This is a genomic window from uncultured Aquabacterium sp. (assembly GCF_947366995.1).
Lineage (GTDB): Bacteria > Pseudomonadota > Gammaproteobacteria > Burkholderiales > Burkholderiaceae_C > Aquabacterium.
Genome location: NZ_CANBCC010000005.1, coordinates 51,061 through 67,093, shown reverse-complemented (window position 1 = coordinate 67,093; position 16,033 = coordinate 51,061). Strand labels below are relative to the sequence as shown.

Genomic DNA, 16,033 nt, shown 5'->3' with positions numbered 1-16,033 from the left:
GGCTCATTCCATGATCCTCACCCGCCTCGACGCCATTGCCGATCTCGCCCAGCCCGCGCTGGCAACCCGCCTGCAACACTTGCTTGACCACAAGACCAAGCCGCTGGGCTCGCTGGGGCAGCTCGAAGCACTGGCCCGCCAGATCGGCCTGGTGCTGCACAGCGAACAGCCCCGCCTGGTGCAGCCCCAGATGGTGGTCTTTGCCGCCGACCATGGCCTGGCCGCCCGCGGCGTGTCGGCCTTTCCCAGCGACGTGACCTGGCAGATGGTGGAGAACTTCCTCGCCGGTGGCGCGGCCGTCAGCGTACTGGCCCGCCAACATGGCCTGGCGCTCACCGTGGTCGACGCCGGCGTGGCCCGCGACATCGCGCCGCGCCCCGGCCTGCTGGTGCGCAAGGTCGCGCCCGGCACGGCCGACAGCACCCAGGGGCCCGCCATGACGGCCGCGCAGTGCGAAGCCGCGATGCAAGCGGGTGCGGAGGTCGTGCGCAGCCTGCCGGGCAACACGCTGTTGCTCGGTGAGATGGGCATCGGCAACACCTCGGCCGCCGCGTTGCTGATGGCGAAGCTGACCGGCCTGCCGCTGACCCGCTGCGTAGGCCGTGGCACGGGCCTGGACGAAGCCGGCGTCGCACGCAAGCTGGCCGTGCTCGAAGCCGCGCTGAAGCGCCATGCCGATGTTCAGGAGCCGCTTGCGGTGCTGGCCGCCGTGGGTGGCTTCGAGATCGCCGCAATGTGTGGCGCGGTGCTCGAAGCGGCAGCGCTCCACCGTGTCATCGTGGTCGATGGCTTCATTGCCAGCAGCGCCGTGCTGGTGGCCCGGGCCCTGCAGCCGCGCGTCCTGCAACGCTGCGTGTTTGCGCACCAGTCCGACGAGAGCGGTCACGCCGACATGCTGGCCCACATGGGTGTGCAGGCCTTGCTCAAGCTCGGCCTGCGCCTGGGCGAAGGCTCGGGCGCGGCGCTGGCCTGGCCACTGCTGGAGTCTGCCTGCCGCATCCTGTGCGAGATGGCGAGCTTCGACTCGGCCGGTGTCAGTCAGGCGGACGACGTCGCGCCTGCCGCATGATGTGAGCTCCGCCACACCCTGGTCCGCATGAAAGCCCTCGTCCACCAGTTGCGCCTGTTCTTCGTGGCGCTGCAGTTCCTCACCCGCGTGCCCACGCCCGCGTGGGTCGGCTTCGAGCCCGCGTGGTTGCAGACCTGTCTGCGCTACTTCCCGCTGGTGGGCGCACTGGTCGGCCTGGCCGGGGCGCTGGTGCTGGCGGTGGCCATCGGCTGGTGGCCGCCGGCGGTGGCCGTGGTGCTCAGCATGACCTTCACGGTGTGGCTTACCGGCGGCTTCCATGAGGACGGTTGGGCCGACACCTGCGATGCGCTCGGCGGCGCGGTCGACCGTGATCGCGCGCTGGTCATCATGAAGGATTCGCGCCTGGGCAGCTACGGCGCGCTGGGCCTCATCGGCCTGCTGTGGCTCAAGGCCACGGTACTGTCGGCGCTCGTCACGCCGCTGCACACCGAACTGGGCAGTGCCGATACCAGCCACATCCGCACCGTGCTGCTGGCGTGGTCGATGATGGCGCTGGTGTGGTGCCATGCGGCTTCGCGCCTTGTGCCCGTGCTGCTGATGACCGTGCTGCGCTACGCCGGCGACCTCGAACACGCCAAGGCCAAACCCCTGGCGCTGCAGGTCGACCGCGCGACGGTGATCGGGGCCGTGATCAGCACGGCGCTGGTGGCGCTGGCCCTTTGGCTCAATCTGTGGGATGCCGCCTGGCCCACGGGCACGCTTGGCACCGCGCTGGCCCGCAGCCTGCTGGCCATGGCGCTGGTGCTGGGCTTCTGCTGGCACTGGTTCCGCCGGCGGCTGGGCGGTTACACGGGTGACACGCTGGGCGCCAGCCAGCAACTGGCCGAGGTGGCCGGGCTGCTCGCCTGGCTCACCGTCGTGCACCCGGTGACATGACGGCGCCGCTGCATGCCTGGGTGGTGGCCTGGCGCCACCCCCGCCCGCACGGCGCGGAAGGCTGTTGCATCGGCCACACCGACCTGCCTGTCGACCGGCGCAAGGCGCGTCGCCTGGCCCATCGGATTCGCCGGGCCGCGCGTCACCACGGCTGGCCGCCGGTCGTCTACACCTCGTCGCTGCAGCGCTGCGCGGCCGTTGGGCGGGTGCTGCGCCGTTGGGGCTGGCGCCATGTGGTCGACGACGCGCTGATCGAAGCCGGCTTCGGCACCTGGGACGGCCAACCCTGGTCCGCCATTCCGTGGGCTGAGGTGGACGCCTGGTGTGCCGATTTCGCCGACCATGCGCCCGGTGGAGGCGAAGCCTTGCGCGCGGTGCTGACCCGGGCGGCTCAGTGGCCTGTTGCATCGCAGCCGGCCGATGCCGTTTCGTCGGGCGCACCTCGGCTGGTGGTGGCGCACGCGGGCTGGATGCTGGCGCGCCGCTGGCAACTCGAGCAGCCGCAGCCGCCCGTACAGGCCGCGCAATGGCCCCGCGCGCCGCGCTACGGGGCCTGCTGGTCGCTGGGCGCAGGTGCTTCGGCTGCCGGTGCCACCGCGTCGGTCGTGTCGTTGGCGGCTTCGTCGCCGTAATCGGTTTCCATCGAGCTCGCGTCGAGGCCCTGCTCCTGCAGCCAGCGCACCAGCACCGCTTCCTGCCCGTGGGTGACGATGACCCGCTCGGCCCCGGTGGCCCCGATGGCACCCACGAGGCCCGGCCAGTCGGCATGGTCCGACAGCACGAAGCCGCGGTCCAGGCCAGCCCGTCGGCGTGCGCCCCGCAGTTGCATCCACCCCGATGCCATCGCATCCGAGGCACCGCTCAGCGTGCGCGACATCGGCCCGCGTGCGGCGCTGGGCGGTGCCACCACCACGGCCTGGCGCCACAGGGCCTTGTCCTTCACCTCGCTGAACCGCAGGGTCGGCGGCAGCGCCACGCCCTCGGCCCGGTAGGCTTCGTTGAGCGGCTCCACTGCGCTGTGCACGACGATGGGGCCGATGGAGGGATCCAGCCCGGCCAGCAGCCGCTGGGCCTTGCCGAAGCTGTAGCCCAGCAGCAGGGAAGGGCGGCCGGCCGCGACATTGCCCTGCCACCACGCATTGATCTCGGCAAACACTTCGGCCGAGGGGCGCCAGCGGTAGATCGGCAGCCCGAAGGTCGATTCGGTGATGAAGCAGTGGCATCGCACCTGTTCGAAGGGCGCGCACGTGCGGTCGGGCTCGGTTTTGTAATCACCCGACACCACCCAGACCTGCCCGCGCCAGGCCAGGCGAACCTGCGCCGAGCCCAGTACATGCCCGGCCGGGTGCAGCGAGACCGTCACGCCCTGCACGTGGATCGTCTGTCCGTACGCCAGCGTCTGCAGGCGGATGTCGCCCAACCGTGCGCGCAACACCCCTTCGCCCGGCGCGGCGCACAGGTAGGCGCCATGGCCGCCCCGCGCATGGTCGGCATGGGCGTGCGTGATGATGGCGCGTGGCACGGCCCGCCACGGGTCGATGTAGAAGTCGCCCGGCGGGCAGTACAGCCCCTCGGGGCGCCGCACAACCAGGTCGCCCGCAGCGGCGGCAGAGGGAAGAGGGGGCGGCATCGGCATGGCGGCCTCGCGTCTTCGGCTCAGTACCGGCCGGTGGCACCGGAAAGCCGCAGATAGGCCTGCGCCAGCCAGGCCACCGCGCGCCGGCGCAGCCGCCCGTGCCATCCCGGGTCGTGATCGGGCCAGGCCGGGACCTCGCGGCTCAGCGCGAAGTCCCGGGCGAGCTCGGCCGACAGGTGGCTGACGAAGGCGCGGTCGCGCACGATGAGATTGGCCTCCAGGTTGAGCACCAGCGACAGCGGGTCGAGGTTGGACGAGCCGACCGTGGCCCACACGCCGTCCACGCACAGCACCTTGGCGTGCAGGAAGGCAGGCTGGTACTCGTGGATGTGCACGCCGTGTGCCTGCAACTCGGCGTACAGCACCTGCGCGGCCACGGCCGCGATCCGGAAATCCGGCCGGCCCTGCAACAGCAGTCGCACCGTCACGCCGCGTGCGGCCGCCTGGCTCAGCGCCAGCCGGAAGGCCTTGCGCGGGTAGAAGTAGGGCGTGACCAGGTCGATGCGCTCGCGGGCCTGGTGGATGGCCTGCAGGGCGGCGCGCTCGATGGTGCGCCGCTGGCGCAGGTTGTCGCGCATCACGAAGGCGCAGCGCACGGGCTCCTGTCGGGTGGCCGCGTGGGCCAGTCGCCCCTGCTCGCTCGGGCGCAAACGCAACCGGGCGTCCTGCCACAGCTGCCGCAAGCGGGCCACGCGGCCGGGGCCCTGCGCCCATTGCAGCAGTTCGTCACGCCAGTCCCGGCCAAACCGGGCGCGCGTCCACATCGCCATGGCCGTGTGCTGGATCGGGATCACCGCAGGTCCCTGCACGGCCAGTGCATAGTCCAGCCGCGGCGTGTGCTGCCACCCGTGGTGCCCATCGTAGCGATCGTCAATCAGGTTGATGCCACCCACAAAGGCGTGTGAGTCGTCCACCGCAAACAGCTTCATGTGCATGCGGCGCCAGGCGCCCGGATCGCTCAGCCCCCAGACGCGGTGCAGCGGGCGGAACTGGGTCAGCTGCACGCCGGCCGCTTTCAGCTCTTGCCACAAGGTGTGAGGCGCGAGGTTGGAGCCCACTGCATCGACCACCATGTGGACCTGAACACCGCGGCGCGCCGCACGCATCAGGGCGGCCAGCACCTGGCCACTGCGCCCCAGGGGCGACACCATGTAGCACGCCACCCAGACCTGCTGGCGCGCCGCATCGATCGCTTCACGCAGGGCCGGGAACAGGGTCTCGCCGCCGCGCAGCAGTTGCACGGCATTGCCGCCTGTGAAGACCGGCCGGCGCTGCGCATACCAGGCCAGCCGCTCCAGTGCCTGGTCGTGGACGGGCGGCATCGGGCGTCAGTCCGCCAGTTCGAGCTCGGCGACCAAGGGCAGGTGGTCGGACAACCGCGCCCAGGTCTGGCCACGCGGCACCATCACCGACAGGCAGCGCATGCCGCGCGTGTAGACGCGGTCCAGGGCCAGCACGGGCACCACGGACGGGTAGGTCGCCACGCGGGGCTCACGATCGCGCCCGGCCCGCTGCAGGCCCACGCCATGCAGGATGTCGTCGAGCTTTTCGTTCCAGTCGTTGAAGTCGCCGGCCACCACCACCGGAGCGCCGGCCGGAATGCGCCCGGCCACCAGCTCGGCCACCTGCTCGGCCTGCCGCACACGGCTGGCGTGGATCAGGCCCAGGTGCACCACGACCACATGCACCTCGATGCCCCGCCACTGCACCGGCACGTGCAACAGCCCACGCTGCTCGAAGCGGTGGTCCGACACGTCGTGGTGCCCGATGTCGCCGATGGGCCAGCGCGCCAGCAGTGCGTTGCCGTGCTCGCCCTGGCGGGTGACGGCGTTGGTGCGGTAGGCCACCTCATAACCGTCGGGGGCGAGGTACTCGGCCTGGGGTTGGTCGGGCCAGGCGCCCGACCCGAAGCGGGTGTGCGAGAACCGGCGCGCTTCGGCATGGTTGAAGCGCCGCACCTCCTGCAGGCACACGATGTCGGCATCCAGCGCCTCGACTGCCAGGGTCAGGTTGTGGATCTCCAGGCGCTTGCCGGGGCCCAGGCCTCGCACGCCCTTGTGGATGTTGTAGGTGGCCACACGCAGGCCGCCTTCGCCCAGGCTGGACGGGGGCAGGTGGGTCGAGTTGAGCGGGTTGAGCACAGTGGAGCTCCGGCGGGTCAGCGGGCGGACTGCCGTTGAGGCAGTTGCAGGATGGCTTCCGCGTTCGACGGCGAGAAGCAGCGATCGGCCGCTTCGCGCCAGGGCAGCCAGACGTGGGCCGTGTGTTCGCCGGGGTCCAGCGTGACGGCCACCTCGCGCGGCACGCACAGCCCGAACACCCGTTCGGTGTTGTGCGTCACGCCCGGTGCATAGCGGTGGCGCCACACCGGGTAGATCTCATAGACATTCTCGATGCCCCAGTCCACCAGCGCCGAGGGCGGCACCGCAGGCGAGCCCACGAGGATGCCGGTCTCTTCCTGCACCTCGCGGATGGCGGTCTCCCGCCAGGGCTCATCCAGTGTGTCGAGCGACCCGGTCACGCTCTGCCAGAAGCCGGGTTGCTTCGCCCGCTCGATGAGCAGCACATCGAGGTTCGGCGCGTGGATCACCACGAGCACCGACTGCGGGATCTTCGGGACGGCGGAGACAGGCATCCGCCTAGTTTGTCACAGCTGTGCGCGGTCCCGGATGCGGTGGATGTTCCCGATGTCGACGGTCCACACCAGCCCGTCGCCAATGGCGCCCGTGCTGCAGGCTTCGATGATGGCGTTGCGGATCGGGTCGACCATCTCGTCGCTGGCCAGCACGCACACCATGAGCTTGCCGGTGAAGTCGGTCAGTTCGTCCTTCACCGTGCGCTTGTCCACCGCGGCGGGGGCCGTGAAGCCCTCCGCCTTGAAGATGGTCACGCCCGGGAAGTTCGGGATGGCACGCAGGGCCTCGCGCAGTCGGTCGAGGCGGTTGGGGCGCACGATGGCGCGGATTTCCTTCATGACGGTCTCCTTGACGGCTCAGGCCTCTGTGGGCTTTTCATCGAACCAACGGTACAGCGTGGGCAGCACCACCAGTGTGAGCAGGGTGGACGAGATCAGGCCACCAATGACCACGATGGCCAGCGGGCGTTGCACCTCGGACCCCGGCCCGGTTGCGAACAGGAACGGCACCAGACCCAGCAGGGCCACGGTGGCCGTCATCATCACCGGGCGGAAGCGCTGCACGCAGCCCTCGCGCACGGCTTCGGCCACGCCCATGCCGTCTTCCCGCAGGCGGCGGATGCAGGTGACCAGCACCACGCCGTTGAGCACCGCAATGCCCCACAGCGCGATGAAGCCCACCGAGGCCGGCACGCTGAGGTACTCGCCCGTCACGAACAGGCCGATGACGCCACCCACCGAGGCGAACGGCAGCACCAGGATGATCAGGCTGGCGAGCTTGACCGAGTTGAACAGCAGGAACAGCAGGAAGAAGATGGCGGCAATCGTCAGCGGCACGATCACCGACAGCGTCTCCATGGCGCGTTCCATGTTCTCGAACTGACCGCCGTACTCGAAGTAATAGCCTTCTGGGACCTTGATCTCCTTGTCCATACGCTGCTGCACCTCGGCCACGAAGCCGGCCAGGTCGCGGCCTTCCACGTTGGCGCCCACCACCACGCGGCGCTTGCCGCCCTCGCGGCTGATCTGCGCCGGGCCGTCCACCAGCTGGATCGTCGCCAGCGACGACAGAGGCACCTGCGCGCCATCCTGAGCGGTGAGCAGCGTGCGGCCGATCGACTCGGGCGAGCCCCGGGCCGATTCGGGGAAGCGCACCACCACGCTGTAGCGGCGTTCACCTTCGTACAGCGTGGTCACGTCCTTGCCGCCAATGGCTGTCTCGATCAGCGACTGCACGTCGGCGACGTTGATGCCGTGGCGGGCAATGGCCTTGCGGTCGATGTCCACCGTCAGCGCCTGCTGCCCCGACAGTCGCTCGATGCGGATGTCCCGGCTGCCCTCCACGCTCTTGAGCAGGCGGGCCACGTCTTCGGACACTCGGCGCAGCTCGCCGAGTTCATCGCCGAACACCTTGATGGCGACCTGCGAGCGCACGCCCGTCACCATCTCGTCCACGCGCTCGGAGATCGGCTGCGACAGCACGATCTGCACGCCCGGGATGGTCGACAGCCGCTGGCGGATGTCCTCGTCGATCTCGTCCTGCGTGCGCTCGGACTTCGGGTCCAGCAGCACGATCGGATCGGACTCGTTCGGCCCTGCCGGGTCGGCCGGCGATTCACCGCGACCCAGCTTGGACACCACCATGCGCACGCCGGGCACCTCGGAAATGGTCTTCATCGCGGCCATCTCCATGCGGATCGATTCGTCGAGCGAGATGCTCGGCACGCGGTTGATCTGCGGCGTCAGCGCACCCTCCTTCATGGTCGGCATGAAGGACTTGCCCAGCAGCGGGAACAGGGCCAGCGAGCCGAACAGCAGCGCCACCGAGGCGGCCAGCGTCACACGGTGGCTGCGCGTCGCGCCGTCGAGCAGGGCCAGGTAGTGGCGCTTCAGGAAGGCGATCAGCTTCGTGTCGTGGTCCGCGCCGCCCTTCAGGAAGTACGAACACAGCACCGGCGACAGGAACAGCGACACCGCCAGCGACACGGCCAGGGCCATGGCGATGGTCAGGGCCAGCGGCGCGAACATCTTGCCCTCGATGCCCTGCAGCGTCATCAGCGGCAGGAACACCAGGATGATGATCACGATGCCGAAGATCGTCGGCGTGGCCACCTCGGTCGTGGCCTGCAGCACGGTCCGCACGCGCGCGCCCATGCTGTCGCCTGCCTGGCCGAGCTTGTGATACACGTTCTCCACCACCACCACGGTCGCGTCCACCATCAGGCCGATCGCGATGGCCAGGCCACCGAGCGACATCAGGTTGGCCGAAATGCCGTAGCGGTTCATCAGGATGAAGGTGGTCAGCGGCGCGATGATGAGCGTGGCCACCACGATCAGGCTGGAGCGCACATCCCCCAGGAACACGAACAGGATCACGACCACCAGGAAGATGCCCTCGATCAGCACCTTGCCCACCGTCCACAGTGCCGCGTCAACCAGGTCGGTGCGGTCGTAGTACGGCACGATCTTCAGGCCATCGGGGAGCATCCCCTTGCTGTTGATCTCGTCGACACGTTCCTTCACCCGCGTGACGATTTCCTTGGCATTGCCGCCCCGCATCATCAGCACGATGCCCGACACGCCCTCGGTGTAGCCGCCCTTGATGATGGCGCCCTGACGCACCTCGCTGCCGATCTTCACCTCGGCCACGTCCTTCACGTACACCGGCACGCTGCCGTCTTCCTTGACGACGATGTTGCCGATGTCCTCCAGCGTGCGGATCAGGCCCACGCCGCGGATCAGGTACTGCTCGGTGACCTGGGGCAGGATGCCGCCGCTCGTGTTCGCGTTGTTCGAGGCGATCGCGTGCACGATCTGCTGCACGGACAGACCATAGTGACGCAGGCGGCTCGGATCCACCAGCGCCTGGTACTGCTTCACGTAACCGCCCTGCGAGTTGATCTCGGCCACACCGGGGATGGAACGCAGCAACGGTCGCACCACCCAGTCCTGCACGGCACGCCGGTCCGCCAGCTCCTGCGGTGTCAGGGCCCGCTTGCCGTCGTCTTCTTTCTCCAGGGTGTACTGGTAGACCTCACCCAGACCGGTCGACACCGGCCCCAGCACGGGCACGATGCCCTCCGGCATGCGGGTGGACACCTCGATGAGCCGCTCGGTGACGAGCTGCCGCGCGAAGTAGACATCGGTGGTGTCGGTGAACACCAGCGTGATGATGGACAGCCCGCTCTTGTTGAGCGAGCGCATCTCCACGATGCCTGGCAGGCCGGTCATCGCAATCTCGAGCGGCACCGTCACGAAGCGCTCGATTTCCTCGGGCGAACGGCCCGGGGCTTCGGTCGCGATCTGCACCTGCACGTTGGTCACATCAGGGAATGCGTCGACCGACAGCTTCATGGCGGCGCGCAGGCCGAAGCCGCACACCACCAGCGCCAGGACGACCACCACCAGCCGCTGGCTGAGCGCGGCCCGGATCATGGATGCAATCATGGGCTTACTCCAGCTCGGCGCGCTTGCGCTCGTTGTTCAGGTGGAAGGCGCCCTCGATCACGATCGGCGTGCCTTCACTCAGGCCCTTGAGCACGGGTCGCTTCCCGCCGCTGGCCGGGCCGAGTTCCACAGGCGTGAGCCGGAACCGGTTCGCGGCCGTCTGCACATACACATGGTCGCGGTCGTTGTCGCGCACCACCGCCCCGGACGGGATCGCCAGGGTCTCGCTGGCCTGACCTGCAATCAGCATGGTCGCCAGCATCTGCGGCTTCAGGGCCTGATCGGCGTTGTCCACCTGCGTGCGGATCGGCACGGTGCGTGTCTCTGGCGACACCGTGTCCGCCACGTACACCACGCGACCGGACAACTGCTTGCCGATGGCCGGCACATCGATCTCGACCGACTGCCCGGCCTTGGCATTGCGCGCGGCCTGCTCGGGCAGCGAGCCCACCACCCACACGGTGTTGAGGTCGGCCACGGTGAACAATGGATCGCCCGGCTGGGCCACCTGGCCCTGGCTCACCTTGCGCTCGATGACCACACCGGCTTGCGTGGCCAGCACGGCTGCGTGCGGGAACAGGCTGCCCGATTCACGCAGCTTGGCCACCGCATCACGCGGGATGCCGACCAGGGCGAGCTGGTCGCCGGCCGCGCGCAGTTCGGCACGGGCGATGGCCAGTTCCGACTCGCGGCGGAGCAGCTCGGCCGACCCGATGACGTCAGCCTGGATCAGCTGACGGGCGCGTTCCACGGCGCGCTCGGCCAGTTGGGTCGACGCGTTGGCGCGCAGGTAGTTCAGCTGGGCGGTGGAGAGCTCCGGGCTGGCGACGTGGGCGAGCACCTGGCCGGGACGCACCCGGTCGCCCACTTCGGCCAGCACCTGGGTCACGCGGCCTGTCACGCCCGCCCCGATGCGCGCCACCTGGCGCTCGTTGGCCTCGATGCGGCCACTGACTTCCAGGATCTGGGCCATCTCTGCGCGGCCCACCTTGTCGACCTTGAACTGACTGACCATGCCGGCAGGCACGTTGACCACCATCGGGTCTTGCGCGGCGGCAGCCGACGCGGCAGAGGCCGCTGCCGCCGGCTTCTGGGCCTCGGCATCCTTTCCGGCATCACCACAAGCCGACAGCGTCAGCGCCAGGACCGAAACCAGGGCGGCAGACCAGGTCAGAGGAAAAGTATGAAGCGTCTTCATGGTGCGTGGAAATCAGGGTTGTGGGGTAGGCGCAGTCGCGAAGCGGCCGGCCAGGGTGTCGAGTTCGATGCTGGCGGCCTGCACCTGGAATCGGGCCAGGAGCAGGTCGGCCCGTGCGGAACGCAGCACACGCTGCGCGTCCAGCACGTCCAGGATCCCGCGCTCGCCGAACTGGTAGGCGGCCTGGGCCACCCTCAAGGCGGCTTCAGCGTCCTTCACGACGCCCTCGCTCAGCGCTTGCACACGCAAGGTGGCGATCTCAAGCGACTGCCATGCCAGGCGGACTTGCTGGCGCAGTTCGGCACGACGGCCTTCCATGCGTCCCCGCAGGCGTTCCAGGTCGGCCGCGGCTTCACCGATAACGCCATCCCGTCGGTCGAACAACGGCACCTGCAGGTTGAGCCCGACGGTGGATTGCCGCACTTCCGGCTCGTTCGTCTGCCCCACCCGCACCTCCACGCCGGGCAGGCGGCTGGCCCGTGCGCCACGGAGCTGGGCTTCCGCGCGGTCGACCTCGGTCTGCAAGGCGCGAAGCTCCGGGTTGGCTTCGTCCGCCTGTTGCTGCAGGTCGGCCAGCGAGGGGCGGGGGGCGCCATCTTCCAGTGACCCCGTGAGGGTCCAGCGCGCCGGGAGCCTGCCCGCCGCCAGCCGATTCAGTGCGATGAGCACTTGTTCTGCATGCAGTCGGGCGGTTTGCAGCCGTTCACGGGCGTGCACGATTTCGGCATCCGCCTTGATCAGCTCGTAACGTGCGGCTTCTCCGCTGCGAACTCGCAGCTGAACCCGTTCGCGAACCTGCTCCAGCAGAGCGAGGTTTTCTGCGCTGACCGTGGCCTCGGCCCTGCGCAGTTGATATTCGCTCGCGCGCAGTCGGGTCTCGCTGATGAGCGCGTTGCGGGTCAAGGCGATCGCATGCTCGGAGCCGCGGGCAAAGGCGTCTGCCGCGTCGATCCGCGCACTGCGGGCCGACGGGTTCTCGATCAGCTGCGAGACCCCCCAACCCTGGACGTTGCCGGCGGCGGTGCCGGGCATGCGGGCCTGGTTGCGACCCGTCTGCCACTCGACCCGTGGGTTCGCGTAGGCCGAGGCGGTCCGCACGCCCGCCAGCGCCCCCACGCGGGCCTGCTCGGCAGCCCGAAGCTCGGTGTTGTGGGCCACCACCGTCTGGATCAGTTCGGTGAGGGTGAGCGGCTGCGCGCGCTCGGACGCATCACGGTCGCCGGTGGCGGGCGGCGCGGCAGACAGGAGGAAATCGGTCGTCTGCGAAGTCTGTGCCCGAAGCGTCGTCGCCGTCGTCAGCAAACACAACGAGACCAGACCCGCCATCAAGGAGGGGGACAGGACAGGATGAGACATGAAAGGAGGGCACCGCGGATGCGGTGAAAGAGCTGAAAACTTGCTCGGCAAGCAATCGTGCGCGGGCCGTCACGGACCGCGGAACCTGCGCGCGCACACTTCGCCCCGAAGGGCGATCAGATTGCGAGTGCGTGCTGCGGCGGGCGCAACGGCAGGCGGAGCCAGGGCCCTGGCTGGGCCAGCGCGGGCGCGGGACGGTGGCGGCCGGACGCCACGGCGTCGGGCCAGCGGCACGATTGCACCGGATAGGGCTCACCGCGGTCTTCGTCTCCGCAAGGGAGATTGGCCGGGCTGTCAGGAAGGCGGTTCTCTTCTGCAGAGGCGCTGTCCGTCTCGGTCAGTTCCGACAAGACCACCGAGGCCATGGCGGCTTCCGCAGGGAGCTGCCCTGCGAGGTCGGCGCCGGTCGTCGGAGTCCACGCGTGCGCGGCCATCACGAGGAACGTGAGGTGGGCCAGCAGCAGGAACTTCAGCCACGACGTGACAGCGCGCATGAAACTGAGAAGAGGTAGAGGGTGATCCTAGGGTAAATCAGCTTGTTCAACCCTGGGAACGAGAGTTTGCAGTTGTAGCCTATTTTTGACACGAGAGCGGGGTCTCGCGCCCCTGGAACACGGGTGCTTTACCTTTGGAAAACAAAGGCGGGCCGATTTGCTGCGCCAAGTGGCTGCCGGCATCGCGAAATGAAAAAAAAGCCACCCGGAGGTGGCTTTCTCGTCCGCAGCCCACATGGGGCGCCGGGATCAGGCCGCAGGGGCCTGGCCCGCCATGGTGTTGCGCAGGCGGATGTGCAACTCGCGCAACTGCTTCTCGTCGACGTTCGACGGGGCGCCAGTCAGCAGGCACTGGGCACGCTGCGTCTTGGGGAAGGCGATCACGTCGCGGATGGACTCCGCCTTGGTCATCAGCGTCACGAGGCGGTCCAGACCGAAGGCCAGGCCACCGTGCGGCGGCGCACCGTACTGCAGCGCGTCCAGCAGGAAGCCGAATTTCACCTTGGCGTCTTCTTCGGTGATCTTCAGGGCGCTGAACACCTTGGACTGCACCTCGGCGCGGTGGATACGGATCGAGCCGCCACCCAGTTCCCAGCCGTTGAGCACCATGTCGTAGGCCTTGGCGATGCACTTGCCCGGGTCGGTGTCCATGTAGTCCTCATGGCCGTCCTTCGGCGCGGTGAACGGGTGGTGCACGGCGTTCCAGCGGTCTTCCTCGTCGTCGTACTCGAACATCGGGAAGTCGACCACCCACAGCGGGGCCCAGCGGTCTTCGAACAGACCGGCCTTCTTGCCGAACTCCGAGTGGCCCACTTTCAGGCGCAGCGCGCCGATTGCGTCGTTGACCACCTTGGCCTTGTCGGCACCGAAGAAGATCAGGTCGCCGTCCTTCGCGCCGGTGCGCTCCAGGATCTTGGCGATGGCCGCATCATGCAGGTTCTTGACGATGGGCGACTGCAGGCCGTCACGGCCTTTGGCGACCTCGTTCACCTTGATCCAGGCCAGACCCTTTGCTCCGTAGATCTTGACGAACTCGGTGTACGCATCGATCTCGCCGCGCGACATGGCGCCACCGCCCGGCACGCACAGGGCCACCACGCGGCCGCCCTTGGTGGTGGCGGGGGTCGAGAACACCTTGAAGTCGACGTCGCCCATCACGTCGGTCAGCTCCGTGAACTGCAGCTTGACGCGCAGGTCGGGCTTGTCCGAGCCGTACAGGTGCATGGCGTCGGCGTAGGTCATCACCGGGTAGGCGCCCAGGTCGACGTTCAGCGCCTTCATGAAGACGTGACGGATCATGCCTTCGAACATGTCGCGGATTTCCTGCTCGGTCAGGAAGCTCGTCTCGATGTCGATCTGCGTGAATTCGGGCTGGCGGTCGGCGCGCAGGTCCTCGTCACGGAAGCACTTGGTGATCTGGTAGTAGCGGTCGAAGCCGGCCACCATCAGCAGCTGCTTGAACAGCTGGGGCGACTGCGGCAGCGCGAAGAACTGGCCGTCGTGCACGCGCGAGGGCACCAGGTAGTCGCGGGCGCCTTCCGGCGTCGACTTGGTCAGCATCGGTGTTTCGATGTCGACAAAGCCGTGCTCGTCCAGGAACTTGCGCGCTTCCATCGCCACGCGGTAGCGCAGCATCAGGTTCTTCTGCATGTAGGGCCGACGCAGGTCCAGCACCCGGTGCGTGAGGCGGGTCGTCTCCGACAGGTTCTCGTCGTCGATCTGGAACGGGGGCGTCACCGAGGCGTTCAGCACCTCCAGCGTGTGGCCCAGGATCTCGATCTTGCCGCTGGTCAGGCCGGCATTCTCGGTGCCGGCCGGGCGGGCGCGCACGACGCCGGTCACCTTCAGGCAGAACTCGTTGCGCACATCCTCGGCCACCTTGAAGGAGTCGGCGCGGTCCGGGTCGAACACCACCTGCACCAGGCCTTCACGGTCACGCAGGTCGATGAAGATCACGCCGCCGTGGTCGCGGCGACGGTGGGCCCAGCCCATCAGCGTCACGGTCTGGCCCATCAGCGCTTCGCTGACCAGACCACAGTAAGTGGTGCGCATTGTCGTGTTCTCTTTCGGAGGTGGATCGGGTGGGGCGCGGCGCGGTCACCGCGTCCCGAACCCTCGATTGTCGTTCAGGATTGGCGTGTCGGCGCGCTGGTCGAGGCCGCTGTGGGGCCGGCCGGGCGGGCCGGTGTCGCGGGCGGCGCCACGACCCCCATCGAGATGATGTATTTCAGGGCTTCGTCGACCGACATGCCCAGCTCGCGCACGTCGGCGCGGGGCACCAGCAACATGAAGCCCGAGGTGGGGTTGGGGGTGGTCGGCACGTACAGCGTCAGCATGTCTTCCGGGAGCTTGTCTGCCACTTCGCCGGAAGGGCGGCCCGTCACGAAGGCGATCGTCCAGGAACCCGCGCGGGGGTACTGCACCAGCACCGCTTCGCGGAAGGCCTGCCCGCTGCTGGAAAACAGCGTGTCCGACACCTGCTTGACCGAGCTGTAGATGCTCTTGACGATGGGGATGTTGGAGAACAGCCGGTTGGACTGGTCGACCAGCCACTGGCCGGCCATGTTCGACACCGCCATGCCCGTCAGCAACAGCGCTGCAACGACCATGATGACGCTCAGCCCGGGAATTTCGCGCAACTGCTGCAGCGCCGGCCGCAGGCTTTCTGGCAGCACGGTCTGAGCCGCGACGACCAGCCAGGCAAACACGCCATCGAGGGCGCCGACGACGCTCATCAGCACCCAGATGGTGATGGTCAGCGGCAGCCAGACGAGCAGGCCGGTCAGGATGTATTTCTTCACGTGTGGAACGGATGAGGGTGGAAAACGGGCCTGCGCATCATGCCCGACAAACGGCCGCGGGCCGCCCGCTGGACGGCCCGAGCAGGGCTTGCTGCCCGGCGGGCGCCCCGAGCGAGATGCCCGGAAGCGCCTTCAAGGACAGATCAATGGCAGGCGCAGGCGCTGCCGCAGCCGCCTGCGGCCGGCGTGTCGCCCCCGCTGCTGCTGCCGCTGTCGCTAGAAGCCGCTGCAGCAGCGGGCGCTGCAGCCGCGGTCGCAGCGCCGCCCGCCGTGGCCGGGGCGCTGGTCCCACCGGAGCCGCCGCGGAAGTCGGTCACGTACCAGCCGGACCACTTGAGCTGGAAGCCGGCTGCGGTCAGCTGCTTCTTGAACGTCTCGGCCCCGCAGGCCGGACAGGTGCTCAAGACCGGGTCGGAGATTTTTTGCAGAACGTCCTTGGCGTGGCCACAGGACTCGCAGCGATAGGCGTAAATGGGCATCTTGACTACCTCGGGCTAACC

The 16,033-nt window shown here is 68.6% G+C and carries 15 protein-coding genes; 3 read left to right on the top strand and 12 right to left on the bottom strand.

All coding sequences use genetic code 11. The features are described 5' to 3' along the window. The first annotated feature begins 10 nt into the window (after positions 1 to 10). The 3 genes from cobT to Q0Z44_RS02935 are packed head-to-tail and all read left to right on the top strand — an operon-like array spanning position 11 to position 2,598. On the top strand, positions 11 to 1,069 hold the full coding sequence (cobT, locus tag Q0Z44_RS02945; protein WP_298010026.1) for a nicotinate-nucleotide--dimethylbenzimidazole phosphoribosyltransferase: 1,059 nt from the start codon (positions 11 to 13) through the stop codon (positions 1,067 to 1,069). A gap of 27 nt (positions 1,070 to 1,096) precedes the next feature. Then, the gene (locus Q0Z44_RS02940) at positions 1,097 to 1,966 is read left to right on the top strand and encodes an adenosylcobinamide-GDP ribazoletransferase (RefSeq protein WP_298010024.1); all 870 of its coding nucleotides are present in this window, start codon (positions 1,097 to 1,099) and stop codon (positions 1,964 to 1,966) included. Continuing rightward, the gene (locus Q0Z44_RS02935) at positions 1,963 to 2,598 is read left to right on the top strand and encodes a histidine phosphatase family protein (RefSeq protein ID WP_298010021.1); all 636 of its coding nucleotides are present in this window, start codon (positions 1,963 to 1,965) and stop codon (positions 2,596 to 2,598) included. Before Q0Z44_RS02940 ends, Q0Z44_RS02935 begins: the two co-directional genes overlap by 4 nt. Here Q0Z44_RS02935 and Q0Z44_RS02930 read toward each other — a convergent pair. The 12 genes from Q0Z44_RS02930 to Q0Z44_RS02875 form a co-directional block, all read right to left on the bottom strand. Next, positions 2,511 to 3,602, bottom strand: coding sequence for a ligase-associated DNA damage response exonuclease (locus Q0Z44_RS02930; RefSeq protein WP_298010018.1), 1,092 nt, complete (start codon positions 3,600 to 3,602; stop codon positions 2,511 to 2,513). The genes Q0Z44_RS02935 and Q0Z44_RS02930 overlap by 88 nt on opposite strands. A gap of 20 nt (positions 3,603 to 3,622) precedes the next feature. Continuing rightward, positions 3,623 to 4,924: a cardiolipin synthase ClsB gene (clsB, locus tag Q0Z44_RS02925; protein WP_298010015.1), complete on the bottom strand. Its 1,302-nt coding sequence runs from the start codon at positions 4,922 to 4,924 to the stop codon at positions 3,623 to 3,625. Positions 4,925 to 4,930: 6 nt separating this feature from the next. Then, the gene (locus Q0Z44_RS02920; RefSeq protein ID WP_298010011.1) at positions 4,931 to 5,743 is read right to left on the bottom strand and encodes an endonuclease/exonuclease/phosphatase family protein; all 813 of its coding nucleotides are present in this window, start codon (positions 5,741 to 5,743) and stop codon (positions 4,931 to 4,933) included. A 17-nt stretch (positions 5,744 to 5,760) separates the two neighbouring features. Next, entirely contained in the window at positions 5,761 to 6,237 is a 477-nt protein-coding gene (nudB, locus tag Q0Z44_RS02915; protein WP_298010008.1) for a dihydroneopterin triphosphate diphosphatase, read from the bottom strand. Between the two features lie 12 nt (positions 6,238 to 6,249). Next, the gene (locus Q0Z44_RS02910; protein WP_298010005.1) at positions 6,250 to 6,576 is read right to left on the bottom strand and encodes a P-II family nitrogen regulator; all 327 of its coding nucleotides are present in this window, start codon (positions 6,574 to 6,576) and stop codon (positions 6,250 to 6,252) included. Positions 6,577 to 6,594: 18 nt separating this feature from the next. Continuing rightward, entirely contained in the window at positions 6,595 to 9,684 is a 3,090-nt protein-coding gene (locus Q0Z44_RS02905; protein ID WP_298010002.1) for a CusA/CzcA family heavy metal efflux RND transporter, read from the bottom strand. A 4-nt stretch (positions 9,685 to 9,688) separates the two neighbouring features. Next, positions 9,689 to 10,882 carry an efflux RND transporter periplasmic adaptor subunit gene (locus tag Q0Z44_RS02900; protein WP_109037140.1) on the bottom strand — a complete coding sequence of 398 codons (1,194 nt, stop codon included), beginning with the start codon at positions 10,880 to 10,882 and terminating at the stop codon, positions 9,689 to 9,691. A 12-nt stretch (positions 10,883 to 10,894) separates the two neighbouring features. Beyond that, positions 10,895 to 12,238 (bottom strand): TolC family protein, encoded by a 1,344-nt coding sequence (locus Q0Z44_RS02895; protein ID WP_298009995.1) that lies wholly within the window; start codon positions 12,236 to 12,238, stop codon positions 10,895 to 10,897. Between the two features lie 116 nt (positions 12,239 to 12,354). Further along, on the bottom strand, positions 12,355 to 12,732 hold the full coding sequence (locus Q0Z44_RS02890; RefSeq protein ID WP_298009992.1) for a hypothetical protein: 378 nt from the start codon (positions 12,730 to 12,732) through the stop codon (positions 12,355 to 12,357). 249 nt (positions 12,733 to 12,981) lie between these two features. Further along, complete coding sequence (gene aspS, locus Q0Z44_RS02885; RefSeq protein WP_298009989.1) at positions 12,982 to 14,784, bottom strand: aspartate--tRNA ligase; 1,803 nt, start codon at positions 14,782 to 14,784, stop codon at positions 12,982 to 12,984. 74 nt (positions 14,785 to 14,858) lie between these two features. Further along, positions 14,859 to 15,533: a DUF502 domain-containing protein gene (locus Q0Z44_RS02880; protein WP_298009985.1), complete on the bottom strand. Its 675-nt coding sequence runs from the start codon at positions 15,531 to 15,533 to the stop codon at positions 14,859 to 14,861. A 143-nt stretch (positions 15,534 to 15,676) separates the two neighbouring features. Beyond that, positions 15,677 to 16,012, bottom strand: a complete 336-nt coding sequence (locus Q0Z44_RS02875) for an FmdB family zinc ribbon protein (RefSeq protein ID WP_298009982.1) — start codon at positions 16,010 to 16,012, stop codon at positions 15,677 to 15,679. Positions 16,013 to 16,033 lie beyond the last annotated feature (21 nt).

Coding starts and splice junctions, on each gene's coding strand:
- clsB (WP_298010015.1), bottom strand. CDS start 4,924: ATGCCGCCCGTCCACGACCAGGCACTGGAGCGGCTGGCCTGGTATGCG.
- nudB (WP_298010008.1), bottom strand. CDS start 6,237: ATGCCTGTCTCCGCCGTCCCGAAGATCCCGCAGTCGGTGCTCGTGGTG.
- cobT (WP_298010026.1), top strand. CDS start 11: ATGATCCTCACCCGCCTCGACGCCATTGCCGATCTCGCCCAGCCCGCG.
- Q0Z44_RS02935 (WP_298010021.1), top strand. CDS start 1,963: ATGACGGCGCCGCTGCATGCCTGGGTGGTGGCCTGGCGCCACCCCCGC.
- Q0Z44_RS02875 (WP_298009982.1), bottom strand. CDS start 16,012: ATGCCCATTTACGCCTATCGCTGCGAGTCCTGTGGCCACGCCAAGGAC.
- Q0Z44_RS02895 (WP_298009995.1), bottom strand. CDS start 12,238: ATGTCTCATCCTGTCCTGTCCCCCTCCTTGATGGCGGGTCTGGTCTCG.
- Q0Z44_RS02930 (WP_298010018.1), bottom strand. CDS start 3,602: ATGCCGATGCCGCCCCCTCTTCCCTCTGCCGCCGCTGCGGGCGACCTG.
- aspS (WP_298009989.1), bottom strand. CDS start 14,784: ATGCGCACCACTTACTGTGGTCTGGTCAGCGAAGCGCTGATGGGCCAG.
- Q0Z44_RS02905 (WP_298010002.1), bottom strand. CDS start 9,684: ATGATTGCATCCATGATCCGGGCCGCGCTCAGCCAGCGGCTGGTGGTG.
- Q0Z44_RS02910 (WP_298010005.1), bottom strand. CDS start 6,576: ATGAAGGAAATCCGCGCCATCGTGCGCCCCAACCGCCTCGACCGACTG.
- Q0Z44_RS02900 (WP_109037140.1), bottom strand. CDS start 10,882: ATGAAGACGCTTCATACTTTTCCTCTGACCTGGTCTGCCGCCCTGGTT.
- Q0Z44_RS02890 (WP_298009992.1), bottom strand. CDS start 12,732: ATGCGCGCTGTCACGTCGTGGCTGAAGTTCCTGCTGCTGGCCCACCTC.
- Q0Z44_RS02940 (WP_298010024.1), top strand. CDS start 1,097: ATGAAAGCCCTCGTCCACCAGTTGCGCCTGTTCTTCGTGGCGCTGCAG.